Genomic DNA, 13,635 nt, shown 5'->3' with positions numbered 1-13,635 from the left:
ATTTTGTGGCGACGCCAGCGTGATTACGAGCGCGGGCAGCAGGCACGGACAAGGACAGGGAAAATGGCAAACGGGAGAGAAGCGAGATGAACAAGGCTTGGATGCGATCCGGCTGTGTGGCCGCGGGCCTACTGCTGGGCTGGGCCTGCAGTTTGGCGCCACTTGCCGATGAAACACCCGCAGCGGCGCAGAGCGCCGAGGTGGGCGAGGACGATCTCGGTGCCCGCTACGCCGCCGCCGATCTGGTGGCCGAGGTGCAGATTGCCGGGGTCCACCGCGATGTCGACAACGCCCTGTCGGAACCGGGCATGACGGCGATACTTGGCTATGTCTATTCCGCCGTCTCGCGGCAGGTCTGGAAGGGCGAGGCCAACCGCCTGATCGCGTTCCGCCTGGGGCTCGATGCCTGTGAAATAAAGCTGAAAAAGGGCGGCCGCTACCTGATTTTCGCCAGCCCCGACAGCTTTGGTCGCCTGCAACTGCACAGCTGCAAGGCGGCGGTGCCGGAATCCGAGGCGGGCCCGCTGGTGGCCCGAATCAAGCAGATCCAACAACCGGGCTGAATCCCTCTACCCGGCGGCGATCAGCAATTTCAGCATCGCTGCCGTCCCCCTGTGCTCTCTCCTTTGATCATTGAGAGCTGCTGCCGCTCTGCGGCATAAAACCTGCCGCTCTAACAATCTCCTTTTTTACAGCAATCCATACTGGCGTAGAGGAATAATGTTCCTTGAAGAACCCCATTGGCGGGTTATTCTTATCAATATTGGCGTCAACTTCTTCTGTAAAGTTTCAGATGGTGAAGAATCGCTTGGTGCCATGGAGCGGCAGGTGGGCATACTGCTCTCTGTATCTCAAATTCTGCAACAGCCAGGGGTCACAAGGTGGGTTTATGAAAAAGCTACTGCTTCCACTGATTATTTTGCTGCTGATTATTGGTTACTTCATGTCTCGCGGTGGTCATCACGAGGCCAAGGATGCATACAAGTCGCTCGAGAAGCCGAAGAGCGAGAACATGCAAAACCAGGATCAGAACCAAAACCAGAACCAGTCCGAAGAGGAGATGTCGACGCCTCCCGACCAGATGGGAGACGAGCCGGATTCCAACATGCAGAGCGACCAGCCGGATACCACACCGCCCGGTAGCCAGGACAACATGATGGACAAGAGTAAAGACGCGGCCAAAGACATGGGTGACACCATGAAAGGGGCCGCGGAACAAGCGGGTGAGGAAGTCGACAAAGCGGCTAAAAAGGCGGGTGAAGCGGTGAAAGATGCCGGTGAAGCCACCAAGGATGCGGCCGAAGATGCGATGGACAAGATGAAGGGCAAAGACGACGAACCACAGAACTGAGTTTCGTTTTCCCCACTGGCGATTGGGGGCCGGGGGCTGCCTTGAGGGCGGCTCCCGCCTTGTTATATAGGCTGGGCCAGTTTTTTCAGCAGCCTGTTTGTAGCTGAGTCCGATGATTGAACACCACTGGTACCGGGAACATCAGGTTCTCGAAATGCAGCCTCGGGATCCCTTGAGTCGCGAGGATTTTGCCATTCTTGCGGGGCAGGTGAATCCTGTCCTTGTGACACACGGGCGCCTGCTGGGGCTATTGATCGATACGGGGCACTTCCGGCACTGGGATCAATTTGCCGAAATGCTCGATTACTGCCGCTTTACCCGCGATCAGCACCGTCATATTCACAAGGTCGCCGTGATTGCCGATCGCTCGCTGCTCGCGTTCATGCCGCAGTTGGTCAATCACTTTGTGGGTGCCGAGGTGCGTCCGTTTGCCGTTGATGAGCGGCGCGAGGCGCTGGAATGGCTGGGCGCGCCGGGTTAGCATCCGCGTGAAACAGTCACGACGGATTCGATGTGGAAATTCCCCTGGCCAAGCGCCTGGCCGTAGTCGCGGCGGAACCCTTTGCGGTGGCCGCTGAAGCCCTGGCGACAGAATTACAACTGCCGTTTCTCGGCGATCTCTCTCCCAAGCATCTGGATGCACCGGCCTACGTTCTGGAGCTCGGCGAGCGGCTGCAGCTGTGCGCCACCGGGCGCGGTGCGCCGGGCCCGGTCGCGGTGGATTTTGTCTCGGGAGTGGCGGCGCACCGGCGCAAATACGGCGGTGGCAAGGGCCAGTCAATCGCCAAGGCGGTGGGTTTGCGCGGGGGTTTTTATCCGCGCGTACTGGATGCCACGGCGGGGCTGGGGCGCGATGCCTTTGTGCTGGCTTCGCTCGGTTGCGAAGTGACAATGCTCGAGCGCAATCCGGTAGTGCGCGCGCTGCTCGACGACGGTCTGCAGTGGCTGCGGCGTGCGGCTGCGGACGATACGGAGCTGACGGCGATCGCTGCGCGCCTGGTGCTGGAGGAGTCGCTGGAGCCGGCGGCGCAGTGGCTGGCCCGGCAGGCGCCGGAATCGCAGCCGGTGGTTTACCTGGATCCGATGTTCCCGGAGCGGGGCAAGAGTGCCAAGGTGAAAAAAGACATGGCGGCTTTTCATGCGCTGGTGGGCGCAGATGAAGATGCGGACGCGCTGCTCGCGCCGGCGCTGGCGGCCTGCTATTACCGCGTGGTGGTCAAACGCCCCAAGGGTGCGCCTTATCTGGCCGGGCAAAAGCCGGCGCTGGAGCTGGCAGGCAAGTCGGGGCGCTTTGATATCTACACCAAACACGGTGTGCCGGGGTGACTGCGGGCCAACACTTTTCGCTGTTACGGCGCTGGCTGGTCACTCTGTAGCGGCGTGGGTGGCGGCGCCGCTGCCGGTAACCGTTTGTTCAACAGCCTGATCGGCAATCGTTGCTCAAACGGTTCCGCGCATCGCCGCCTTCACATCTGGCTCTGTGGTTCCTTAGATCTGCAATTGTAGGGTGCGCCGTGTGCACCACCGAAAGTTCCTGAATGGATCGGTGGCGGCGCCGCTGCCGGTAACCGTTTGTTCAACAGCCTGATCGGCAACCGTTTCTCAAACGGTTCCCGGCATCGCCGCCTGCGCATCGGATTTCGTGAATTTTTCGAGCTGGTACCGTTGGGGAACGCCGTGCACGCCGTCGGGGTTCTGTAGACGGTTCGTTGGCGGTGTCGCTGCCGGTAACCGTTTGTTCAACAGCCTGATCGGTCTAACAGTCGGCCGCTGGCGCTTTTCTCAAACGCTTCCCGGCATCACCGCCCGCGCATTGGGCTTCGCAATTTTTTCGAACTGCAGCCGCAGGGTGCGCCGTGCGCACCACTACGTGGAAGCCCGATCAGCAGTTGACCGCGTTGACCGCGAGCCCGCCCTGGGAGGTTTCCTTGTACTTGCTCTGCATATCGATACCGGTCTGGCGCATGGTTTCGATGACGCTGTCGAGCGGTACGATATGGGCGCCGTCGCCGCGCAGGGCGAGGCGCGCGGCGTTGATGGCCTTGACCGCGCCCATGGTGTTGCGCTCGATACACGGCACCTGTACCAGGCCGCCGATGGGATCGCAGGTCAGGCCGAGGTTGTGTTCCATGCCGATCTCGGCGGCATTTTCGATCTGCTGGTTGCTGCCGCCCTGGACTGCGGCCAGGCCGGCGGAGGCCATGGAGCAGGCCACGCCGATTTCCCCCTGGCAGCCCACTTCGGCGGCGGAGATGGAGGCATTCTTCTTGAACAGCATGCCGATGGCGCCGGCGGTGAGCAGGAATTTCACCACCTGGTCTTTCAGGTCGCCGTGGATGTCCGGGTCGTGGACGAAGTCGACGTAGTAGGCGATGGCGGCGGGAATCACGCCGGCGGCGCCATTGGTCGGCGCGGTGACGATACGGCCGCGGGCTGCGTTTTCTTCGTTGACCGCGAGCGCGTACAGGCTTACCCAGTCGAGAATGGCGAGGCCGTTACGGCGCTCCTCTTCCGACTGCTTGCTGAGTTCGCGGTAGAGCTCTGCGGCGCGGCGGCGCACCTTCAGGCCGCCGGGCAGGGTGCCGTGCTGGCGACAGCCGCGCTGGATCGAGGCGTCCATGACCTGCCAGATATGCCACAGCATTGCTTTGACCTCCGCTTCGGTGTGAAACGCTTTTTCGTTGGCCATCGCCAGCTCGGCAATGGTCCAGCCATGGCGCTCGCACAGGTTCATCAGTTCTTCCGCGGAACTGAAATCGTAGGGCAGCAGTGTGGCGATCTGTTCCTTGTGGGCGAAATCCTCTTCCGACAGTACGAAGCCGCCGCCGATGGAAAAGTAGCTGCGCTCGAACAGCAGTGTTTCGCCGTCGAAGGCACGGCAGGTCATGCCGTTGGCGTGCTGGGGCAGGAATTCGTCATTGTGGAACTGCAGGTCGCGTTCGCGATTGAATTCGATCGCGTGATCGCTGGCGAGATTCAGTGATGCGTTCTGCGCGATCTGTTCCAGTTTGTCGTCGATGGTATCCACATCGATGGTATCGGGGGCTTCACCGAGCAGGCCCATCAGCACGGCCATGTCGGTGCCGTGACCGATACCGGTCAGGGCCAGGGAGCCGTACAGGTGTACCTCAACGCGATCGGTCTGCGCCAGCTTGTGCTGCTCGCGGAGGTCCTGCACGAATTGCCGTGCGGCCACCATCGGGCCCACCGTGTGGGAGCTGGAGGGGCCGACACCGACCTTGAAGAGTTCGAATACGCTGATGCTCATAGAATTACTCTGGCCCGAAGACAGTGTAGGGACGGCCGCAGCCCGTGCCTACCGGTAGAATCGTTTGTGGTGGAGGAGTCGCACCATTTGGGGGCGGACTTTGCCAAGAAAAGCGCGCTGTTCAAGTATCCCGCCGCCAATCCCGACAAAATTCTTCCAAAATGGTTTTTGCCGGGATTTTTGCAGGTTTAGCGCGCTTGTGGCACAGAAGCTATGGCGCTGTCGCGACCAGAAGGGCCCGTTTGGGCGCGGGGTGACCTTCCACCGTGCGATCCGGTGACTCGGGGTCCAGGAAGTCGGCGAGGGACTCGAAATGCATCCACTCCGTACGGCGCTGCTCGCCGAGGCTGGTGGTGTCGAGGTTGACCGTGCGCGGCTGCTCGAAACCGCATTTGCGCAGCCAGCTTTCCAGTGTGGCGCTGCTGGGAATAAACCAGACATTGCGCATTTTGGCGTAGCGTCCCTCGGGCACCAGGCACTCTCCGACGCCGCCGTCGATCACCAGGGTTTCGAGCACCAGTTGGCCGCCAGGGCGCAGCGTGTCGCGCAGTTCGCGCAGATGGTCCATCGGCGAGCGGCGGTGGTAGAGCACGCCCATGGAGAAAGTGGTGTCGAAGGCGCGCAGGTTTTCCGGCAGGGCCTCGATCCCCAGCGGCAGCAGATCCACCGGCGCGTCACTGCCGAGATACTTTTTCAGTGCATAGAACTGGGCGACGAATTTGGCTGATGGATCTATGCCCAGTACGCGCCGCGCACCGGCGCCATAGCTGCGCCAGCAGTGGTAGCCATTGCCGCAGCCGACGTCGAGCACCAGCCGGTTTTGCAGCGGTTCCAGGTGTGGCAGCAGCCGCTCCCACTTCCAGTCGGAACGCCACTCGGTATCGATAAACAGGTCAAAGATTTCCCACGGCCCCTTGCGCCACGGGTGCAGTTGGCGCAGCTGGGTTTCCAGTTGTCTGCGCTGCTGCGCGGTGATGTCACCGCTGACGCGTACTCTGTCTTCCAGCTCTACTACGCCGTGAGGGATGTCCGGCAGGGCCTGCAACGCGGCGCGCCAGTCGGGGAGGTCGCCCCAGCGGTGCGGACTCAGCCCCTCGGCCACCTGGCCCGGCAATTGCGCCAGCCATTGCCGCAGTGCCGGCACATGCTGCAGGCCGGCGTAGAGTTGCGTGTAATCAATCATTGTTCGCCTCGGGGCTTGATGGCGATCAGGGAGGCGAAATTAAAACACTGGAACCAGACATCGACACTGCCGAAGCCGACGCCCTTGAGGCGTTCGCGGTGGGTGTCGAGGGTTTCCGGGATCAGTACGTTTTCCAGCGAAGCGCGCTTCTGTGCCACTTCCAGCTCGCTGTAACCATTGGCGCGCTTGAAGGCGTGGTGCAGGTCGATCATCAACTCCTGGTGGGCGGTATCGGCGAAGGCCACTTTTTCCGACAGGATCAGCACGCCGCCGGGGCGCAGACCGTCGCAGATTCTCTGCAGGATCTCGCGGCGCTGCTCCACCGGAATAAACTGCAGGGTGAAGTTCAGCACCACGACCGAGGCATTTTCAATCGCCACCTGCTGCAGGTCGTCGCAGACCAGCTGTACCGGAATCTGGCCGCTGTCTGCCGCGAGCACCGTGCGCGCCCGTTCCACCATCGCCGGCGAGTTGTCCACGGCGACAATCTCGCAGTCCGCAGCCGGAATGCGATGGCGCATCGCCAAAGTGGCTGCGCACAGCGAGCTGCCCAGGTCGTAACAGCGGCTGCCGGCCTGGGCGTAGCGTTCCGCCAGGGTGCCGATCATGGCCACAATGGTGGTGTAGCCGGGCACCGAGCGCTGGATCATGTCGGGAAAAACCTCGACCACCGACTGGTCGAACTGGAACCCGGCTACGTCGCCGAGCGGGTTGGCATAGATGTTGTCGCGTTTACTCATTGATGCTTGTTCATCTCAATACAGTCAAGGTCGGGAGCGGCCGGTGGCCGCTCCCGCGGGGGATGTCCCCGCTACAGTTTTTCTTCCTGTAGATCCAGTTTGAGCCCGGCCTCGCGGCCCTGGGCGCCGGTGACTACGGCACTGCCGGCGCGCTCCGGTTTCAGGTAGGTGGCGCCGACCCGCTGCAGATCCTCCAGTTGCACCTGGGCCACGCGGCGGCGGAATTCCTCGCGTACCTCGTGCGTGCGGCCGTACAGCGCCGAGTGGAACGCTTTCTTGGCTTCGCCGGAGGGGGAGCTGGGTTTGTCCAGCGCGCCGACCACGCCGAGGATGGCCTCTTCGACCTGTTCGCTTTTGTGCTTGTGGCTCTGCAGCCAGTCGATGGAGGCGTCGAAGTCCTGCAGGGTTTCACCCATACGCGGATCGCGATAGGAGTAAAAGCGGAACACGCCGATATTGCTGTCGTGACTGGCGCCGCCACCGTAGGCGCCGCCCTGTTCGCGAATGGTGCGGTGCAGGAAGCCGTTGCGCAGGAAACCGCCGAGTACCGACAGCGGTGCGGCATCCGGGTGGCTCATGGGTACGGTGGGGTAGGCCTTGGCACAGAAATTCACCTGGCTGTTGGCGATCCACAGATCCTGGATGCGCGATGTGGCGAACGGTGCTTCGGCCGCGGCGGCAGTGCCGCTGGCGTCGTTGGCCAGGCTCGCCAGCGCACCGCTGAAGTCCGCCAGTCGTTCCTCTTCGCCCACCAGCAGGAATTGGCGCTCGGCGCCGGTAATCTTGCGATGGATGGTGTGCAGTTTTTCCGCCAGCGTGTCGAGACTGCCCTCGCTGTCAAACCCGTGTACCAGGCCTTTCAGGTGGCGCAGGCCGAGCAGCCCGCCGGTGGCGTGGCTTTCAAACGCCGCGCGATTGAAGCCGGCACTGGCAGCAGCCATGGCCAGCGCATGGCCGCTGCCGACGACGCCCTGTTCGCGCCGGGCCAGGGTCTGCAGCAGCAGTTCCTTGATGCGCGGCAGCTCGTCGAAGCGCACCTGCTCCAGGGTGGCCTGCATCAGCTCGGTCAGGGGCGCCTGGTTGGCGGCCAGTGCCTTGCCGGACAGCACAAAGTGCCCGGTCAGCGCCTGCAGGTCGTCAATCGCGGTGCGGCTGCTGGTAAAGCCGTGCAGCGCGCCGGCCACACTGGCCTGCCACTGCTGCACCTCGAGGTAGTCCTTGTCGCCGAGGCCCACTTCGCTCAGTACCTGGCAGTAGTAAGGCAGCAGCTGTTTCTCTTCCTCGCTGAAGTCGGGCAGGGCGCAGATCATCTGCTGGTAGACGAGGCCGTTGGTGCCGGCACTGTAGCGGGTCAGCTTCTGCGGGCCCACGGCGATGGTCTCGCCATCGACGCGGGGCATCTCCGGCGGGATATCCTCGACGCCGACCTTGGGCAGGATGGATTCGTCGTCTTCGCGCTGCTGGCGCTCGAGCAGGGCCTGCGCGGTCTGCACGATCTGCTGCTTTTCGCCGTCGCTGAGGGCGGCCTTGATCTCTGCCAGGCGCGCTTTCTCGGCCGCTTCGCGGCGCTCGGCCAGCTTGCCGTCCGGTGACAGAACGAGGCGCACGCGGTGCTGGTTGTCCAGCAGCAAGTGGCGCGCCTTGTCGGCGATAAAGCGCGGATCCTTGATCTGCTCGCGCAGCTTTTCCAGGGTCGCGTCAATATTGAGCAGGCCGATGGGGTCGCCGCGGTGGGTGGCGCCGGTGAGCGCGGTGAGGATCAGCTGCAGCCCGTAGGGGAAGCCGTCGCCGCCGATCTCGCGCTGTTGCAGTTCCAGCTGGTGCAGTGCCGCAGCCACCTGCTCGTAGGGTACGCCGTTGTCGGCCACGTCCTCGAGCACCGCCAGCACCTGTTGTTCAAACTCGTCGGCACGGTTGCGCTCACTGCCTTCGATCCCGCAGACAAACACCAGCTCGCGCTGGGAATCGTCCAGTCCCACTAGCGGTGACGGCGAGGTGCCGAGATCGCTGGTCTCCAGTAACTTCATCAGCGGCGAGGCGCTGTTGTCGAGCAGCACACCGGCGAGCAGGTGGGCAGTCAGCGCCTCCTCCAGATCGGTGACATCGCCCATCAGCCACGACAGCACGATATGGGTCTTCTCTTCGAGGCCGTCCTCTTCGCTGACCGGGTAGAATTCCTCGACCGATACCGGCGCCAGATAGTGGTCTTCGCGCCCCACGGCGATGGTCTTGTGCAGCGGCTCGAACTTGTGCAGCACTTTCTCCTCGATCACCGCCTGGTGCTCCGCGGCGTCGATATCGCCATAGGTCATGAAAATGGCGTTGCTCGGGTGGTAGTGGCTGCGGTAGAAGTCCTGCAGCTGCTCGTAGGTGAGCTTGGGGATATCGGCCGGTTCGCCGCCGGAATTGTGGTGATAGGTAGTGGTCGGGAACAGGTACTTGCTCAGGGTCTGCCACAGCTGCGAGCCGACCGAGCTCATGGCGCCCTTCATTTCGTTGTAGACGACGCCTTTGTAGACCAGTTCACTGTCCGGGTTGTCGATTTCGGTGAACTCCAGGCGGTGGCCCTCCTGGGCGAAGTCGAGCGGATCGAGGCGCGCGAAGAACACCGCGTCCAGGTAGACATCGAGCAGATTGCCGAAGTCCTTGCGGTTCTGGCTGGCGAACGGGTAGGCGGTCCAGTCGGAACTGGTGAAGGCGTTCATGAAGGTGTTCAGGGAGCGCCGGATCATCATGAAGAAGGGATCGCGCACCGGGTATTTGTCGCTCCCGCACAGCGCGGTGTGCTCGAGAATATGGGCCACGCCGGTGGAATCCTGCGGTACGGTGCGCAGTGCTACCAGGAAGACGTTCTCCGGGTTGTCGGCGGCGATATGCAGGTGTTGCGCGCCGGTCGTGGTGTGGCGATATTCCTCCACGCGCACGCCGAGGGATTCGATTTCTGCACTGATGACCAGTTCAAAAGCGGGGTGTGCGTTGTTCAAAAGACAGCTCCCTGGTTTTTCGATTGATTGCGGCCGCGGGTGCCGGCGAGTGGGGCGCCATTTTAACGCCGGGTCCCGCCGGAAAAACAGCACTGCGGCCAAAAGAATAGTGTTGACATAGGTGTCAGCAGGGCAAAGACTTCTCTGGTGTCCCCCGGGATATAAAATAGACGAACACGGAGACAGACGTTGACCTGGATGGATTTCGCGAGCCTCGCCGGTTTCTTTATCACCTGGGCGGGCTATACCGTCTTTGCGCGCCGCAAGGCCAAGGTGTCCTGGTGCCTGGCATCCTCGATGCAGTGGTACCGGGTGGAGTGGATGCTGCGTATGCTGGAGCGGGACCTGCGCGTACCGGACGCCGCGATTATCAGCAACCTCGAGCGGGTGATTGGCTTTTTCGCTTCCACCAGTATCCTGATCCTGGCCGGTCTGGTCACTGCGCTTACCGCCAACGAGGCGGCGATCGAGCTGTTGAGCAGCCTGCCGCTGACCGGCTCCACGACGAAGGAGCAGTTCGAGATGCAGATCCTGTTGCTGATCGTGATCTTCATTTTCGCCTTCTTCAATTTTACCTGGTCGCTGCGCCAGTACTCCTTCGCCAATGTGCTGATCGGCGCGGCACCGGCGGCAGACGCCGAGGAACTCACCGACCAGGCGCGCCGCCGCTTCGCCATCAGCGCCGCGAAGGTGATTGACCAGGCCGGCCACAGCTACAACTACGGCCTGCGCTCCTATTATTTCGCCATGTCGGTACTGGGCTGGTTTATCCACCCGCTGGTGTTTGTTGGCAGCTACCTGCTGGTGGCCTGGGTGCTGTACCTGCGCGAGTTCCGCTCGCGCACCCTGCAGTCGATCCTGGCCGCCGGTGGCCGTGCGCCGGAACAGCTGAAGGCACATAAGGCGAAATAGCATGAAGCACAGGGAGATCCTCGCGGCCTTCAATGAAATCGCCGAGCGCCGCGACTGGTCGCGGCTGCACACCCCGAAGAACCTGGCCATGGCCCTGGCGGTGGAAGTCGCGGAGCTGGGGCGGCATTTGCAGTGGCGCGATGACGCCGGCATCACCGCGCTGATGCACAGCGCAGATGCCGCCCAGGTGGCGGCGGAACTGGCGGATATCCAGATGTACCTGGTCAAGCTTGCCGATACGCTTGATGTGGATCTGGACACCGCACTGCGGGACAAGATTGCGGTAAACCGCCTGCGCGCCGAGGCGGCGGAGCAGGGCGGCGATGACTGATCGCAACTTCGACGACCTGGCGCACCGTTTTCGCAAGCGTATCTACGGCGGCGCCAAGGGCGAAGTCCGCCTGGCGGTGCTGAACCGCGATCTGGCCGCAGTGCTGGCAGAGGGCGAAAGCCCCTTGCGCGTCGTCGATGCCGGCGGCGGTCAGGGGCAGTTTGCGCTGGAGCTGGCCGCCGCCGGCCACCGCGTGCATATCGCCGATATCTCTGCGGCGATGCTCGAGCAGGCCGCGGAGGCGGTTGCCGAACGCGGCCTCGAAAATCGCGTGACCCTGCTGCACAAGCCGCTACAGGCGCTGCCGGCCCTGCCGGAATTGTGCGGTGCAGACCTGGTGCTGTGCCACGCGGTGCTGGAGTGGCTCGATGATCCGCACGGCGCGCTGGTGAGCCTGCGCCGCCTGCTGCGCCCGGGCGGCTACCTGTCTCTCACCTTCTACAATCGCCGCGCGCTGGAATTTCGCTTATTGCAGCGCGGCAGTTTCTACCAGCTCGACCGCAATATCGAATCCGGTGACTGGGGCGGCCATCCGGGCAGCCTGACACCGCAAAACCCGTTACTGCTGGAGTGGGTGGAGGACTGGCTGGCCCAGGTAGGGCTGACGGTAGTAGCGCACAGCGGTATTCGCTGCTTTCACGATTTCATGACACCGCAGATCCGCGACAAGCTGCCCACGGCGGCGATTGTGTCGAAAGAGCTGGCCTATTCCCGCACAGATCCTTACCGCCAGCTGGCGCGCTATATTCACCTGCTGTGCCGCGCACCGCTATAGTCGAAGTGGTGATTCCGCCTAACTTCCTTTTTTGAGTAGCAACTCTTTGGCGGCATTGATGCGGGACGCAAGGTAATCGTTTCCGCCACGGTCCGGATGCAGGCGCTGGATCAGCTTGCGATGGGCGGCAATGATTTCCTCGCTGCCGGCATCGGCGGAGACGCCCAGAATCTGCCGCGCCTCTTCCGGCGTCAGTTGGGGGGAGCTGTCAGCCTGGTGGGCGTTCTGTCGCTGTCGCGCGCGGGCGTGTTTTGCCAGCAGCGGCGCCAGCCAGGGGAGGTAGCGGGCCAGCCAGCGCACCGCGCGACCGGCAAAGGGTAGCGCCGCCGCCACCGCCGCGCCCACCCAGTTCAGGCGGCCGCCAATGGCCGCCAGTACCGCCACCACCGCGACGCCGATCAGCAGCCAGTGCAACAGCAGCTTGCGCCGCTCGGCGGGGGTACTGCTACGGAATTTTTGCCATGCCAGCCAGGCAATGATGCCGACTGCCAGCAGCAGGATCAGGCGAGCCACAGGCCGTCCTTGTTGTTATCTGTCGGCTCGCTAGCGTATCAGATGTCGACTCTGATGCCGACGCTGGCAAAGCCGTTATCCTGCTGTGCAACGGTATTGCTGTTGTCTGCGGCACCTTCAAAGAACACCTTTACCCGCTCGTTCCAGAGATATTGAAAGCCGAGGTAATATTTGGCCAGAACATACTTGTCGCCGGTGATCAGTGCGTCTTCGAAGATCTTGTCGTTGTGGGATTTCAGCAAGTTGTGGCCACCGTAAATGCTGTAGCAGTTGTTGGCTCCCCAGGTATAACTCACGAAGCTCTCTGAACCGACAGCATTGAAAAAGTTGGTGGCACCCATGGTGGATCCGGGGGGAGCCAGCTCGTTGTTGTGGGAGCGATGCCAGTTGAAGGCTGCGTAGATCCCTTTTTCATACGCGCCTTTGCCATAGGCGATGCCGCCGATAAAGGCGAAATCGTTACTGCTGGCGCGGATCACATAGTCGTTTTGAATCACGACGGGATCGAAAGGGTCGGAAATATCGGTCACGATGCCGCGATCGGTGGAAATATCCAGATTCGTGCGCTGGTAGGCGGTGCCGAGAAACAGGCCGTCCCCAAGATCCGCTTTGTAACTGAGTGAAATACCGCGACTGAGGCCGTACTCGCAATCGCCGGGCGGGCACACCAGCAGCGTATTGGGACCGGCGACATCCTCGACCTCAATATTCAAACTGGCGACATGGGCAGCGCGCTGCAGCCCCACCTGGAATGTACCGCCCAGCGCCTCCCAATCTTTGCGCCAGGTGAGAGCGGCATCCGCCCGGCCGGTGCCGGTTATACCGCCGTCACCGCCGAGGGCGAAGGCGCCACTGGCCAGGCCGCCGGAAACGTTATACCAGTCGGTAATGCCGGCGACGTCGTAGTAGACCGCCCATTGTTTTCCCGCCGCAAAATCGCCATACAACGGGTGTTTCGCGTAGACATGTCCCTGTCTCACGTAGAGTGGGGCCTGTCGCTCGCCGGGGGAGGCCTGCTGGTCGCCGGAAATGTCCAGTCGCTGGTTGGGCGAAACTGCCCGGATTCCCCACTCGACATTGAAACCGACATTCCAGTCGTGATAAGCGGGCACATCGAGGTTGAAGCCAATACGGGAGGGGCCGTCGTTCATGACGGTATTGCCCTCGATATTGACCTGGTTGACCTCCAGGTAGCCCTGGATATAGAGCGCCACCAGATTGGATTCGTACACTGGTAGGGCGTGGGTGTATGGGGCGCTAGCAGTGGTGGCTACGACAATGCCGAGCGGTATTAGCTTACGTATGCTCATTTTGAGGCCTTCCTTGCTTTCTTGTCGGCGTACACCAGGGGAAATGCATGTTGCATCGAACTAAAAGGTAGTTTACGCGGGCGATTCATAGGCATAATCGGCATGCCATGCCAGATTTTTGGCGCGGATACTTTTCCTCGCCTGCTGCTTTTACCACAGCCTCTGAGCCTCGACCTTTGATGAAACCTGATCGAGACCCCGTGATCGGGAGAGGCTGCGAAATCCAGGGAAGTTACTCTCTGTCTGCGAGGAGTAACCCCGGCGGGCG

General features: G+C 62.1%; 13 protein-coding genes. 7 read left to right on the top strand and 6 right to left on the bottom strand.

Annotated elements, in window-relative coordinates; all coding sequences use genetic code 11:
- Nucleotides 1-86 precede the first annotated feature (86 nt).
- From ABDK11_RS10885 to ABDK11_RS10870, 4 genes are all read left to right on the top strand, one after another.
- Nucleotides 87-563: a hypothetical protein gene (locus tag ABDK11_RS10885; protein WP_346836530.1), complete on the top strand. Its 477-nt coding sequence runs from the start codon at nt 87-89 to the stop codon at nt 561-563.
- Between the two features lie 326 nt (nt 564-889).
- Nucleotides 890-1,351 carry a hypothetical protein gene (locus ABDK11_RS10880; protein ID WP_346836529.1) on the top strand — a complete coding sequence of 154 codons (462 nt, stop codon included), beginning with the start codon at nt 890-892 and terminating at the stop codon, nt 1,349-1,351.
- 112 nt (nt 1,352-1,463) lie between these two features.
- The gene (locus ABDK11_RS10875) at nt 1,464-1,832 is read left to right on the top strand and encodes an STAS/SEC14 domain-containing protein (RefSeq protein WP_346836528.1); all 369 of its coding nucleotides are present in this window, start codon (nt 1,464-1,466) and stop codon (nt 1,830-1,832) included.
- A gap of 32 nt (nt 1,833-1,864) precedes the next feature.
- Nucleotides 1,865-2,677 (top strand): class I SAM-dependent methyltransferase, encoded by an 813-nt coding sequence (locus ABDK11_RS10870; RefSeq protein WP_346836527.1) that lies wholly within the window; start codon nt 1,865-1,867, stop codon nt 2,675-2,677.
- 556 nt (nt 2,678-3,233) lie between these two features.
- Here the strand turns inward: ABDK11_RS10870 and ABDK11_RS10865 are convergent.
- The 4 genes from ABDK11_RS10865 to ABDK11_RS10850 form a co-directional block, all read right to left on the bottom strand.
- On the bottom strand, nt 3,234-4,619 hold the full coding sequence (locus tag ABDK11_RS10865; RefSeq protein WP_346836526.1) for an L-serine ammonia-lyase: 1,386 nt from the start codon (nt 4,617-4,619) through the stop codon (nt 3,234-3,236).
- A 211-nt stretch (nt 4,620-4,830) separates the two neighbouring features.
- On the bottom strand, nt 4,831-5,802 hold the full coding sequence (gene cmoB / locus ABDK11_RS10860) for a tRNA 5-methoxyuridine(34)/uridine 5-oxyacetic acid(34) synthase CmoB (RefSeq protein WP_346836525.1): 972 nt from the start codon (nt 5,800-5,802) through the stop codon (nt 4,831-4,833).
- Complete coding sequence (gene cmoA / locus ABDK11_RS10855) at nt 5,799-6,542, bottom strand: carboxy-S-adenosyl-L-methionine synthase CmoA (RefSeq protein ID WP_346836524.1); 744 nt, start codon at nt 6,540-6,542, stop codon at nt 5,799-5,801. The genes cmoB and cmoA overlap by 4 nt, the downstream gene beginning before the upstream one ends.
- A 71-nt stretch (nt 6,543-6,613) precedes the next feature.
- Nucleotides 6,614-9,526, bottom strand: coding sequence for an insulinase family protein (locus ABDK11_RS10850; protein WP_346836523.1), 2,913 nt, complete (start codon nt 9,524-9,526; stop codon nt 6,614-6,616).
- Between the two features lie 198 nt (nt 9,527-9,724).
- Between ABDK11_RS10850 and ABDK11_RS10845 the strand changes: the two genes are divergently transcribed.
- Genes ABDK11_RS10845 through ABDK11_RS10835 form a run of 3 tightly spaced genes read left to right on the top strand, consistent with a single transcriptional unit; the run spans nt 9,725 to nt 11,544 of the window.
- A complete protein-coding gene (locus ABDK11_RS10845) occupies nt 9,725-10,438 on the top strand; it encodes a DUF599 domain-containing protein (RefSeq protein ID WP_346840196.1) in 714 nt (237 codons plus the stop codon).
- A gap of 1 nt (nt 10,439) precedes the next feature.
- Nucleotides 10,440-10,769: a nucleotide pyrophosphohydrolase gene (locus tag ABDK11_RS10840; RefSeq protein ID WP_346836522.1), complete on the top strand. Its 330-nt coding sequence runs from the start codon at nt 10,440-10,442 to the stop codon at nt 10,767-10,769.
- A complete protein-coding gene (locus tag ABDK11_RS10835) occupies nt 10,762-11,544 on the top strand; it encodes a methyltransferase domain-containing protein (protein WP_346836521.1) in 783 nt (260 codons plus the stop codon). Before ABDK11_RS10840 ends, ABDK11_RS10835 begins: the two co-directional genes overlap by 8 nt.
- A gap of 18 nt (nt 11,545-11,562) precedes the next feature.
- On the opposite strand, the gene ABDK11_RS10830 is transcribed toward ABDK11_RS10835, so the two are convergent.
- Both ABDK11_RS10830 and ABDK11_RS10825 read right to left on the bottom strand, forming a co-directional pair.
- On the bottom strand, nt 11,563-12,057 hold the full coding sequence (locus tag ABDK11_RS10830) for a DnaJ domain-containing protein (RefSeq protein WP_346836520.1): 495 nt from the start codon (nt 12,055-12,057) through the stop codon (nt 11,563-11,565).
- A 38-nt stretch (nt 12,058-12,095) separates the two neighbouring features.
- The gene (locus ABDK11_RS10825; RefSeq protein WP_346836519.1) at nt 12,096-13,367 is read right to left on the bottom strand and encodes a hypothetical protein; all 1,272 of its coding nucleotides are present in this window, start codon (nt 13,365-13,367) and stop codon (nt 12,096-12,098) included.
- Between the last annotated feature and the right edge of the window lie 268 nt (nt 13,368-13,635).

It is taken from the genome of Microbulbifer sp. SAOS-129_SWC (assembly GCF_039696035.1).
Taxonomy (GTDB): domain Bacteria; phylum Pseudomonadota; class Gammaproteobacteria; order Pseudomonadales; family Cellvibrionaceae; genus Microbulbifer.
The sequence above is the reverse complement of the archived record's forward strand: the minus strand, read 5'-3'. Positions and strand labels throughout refer to the sequence as shown.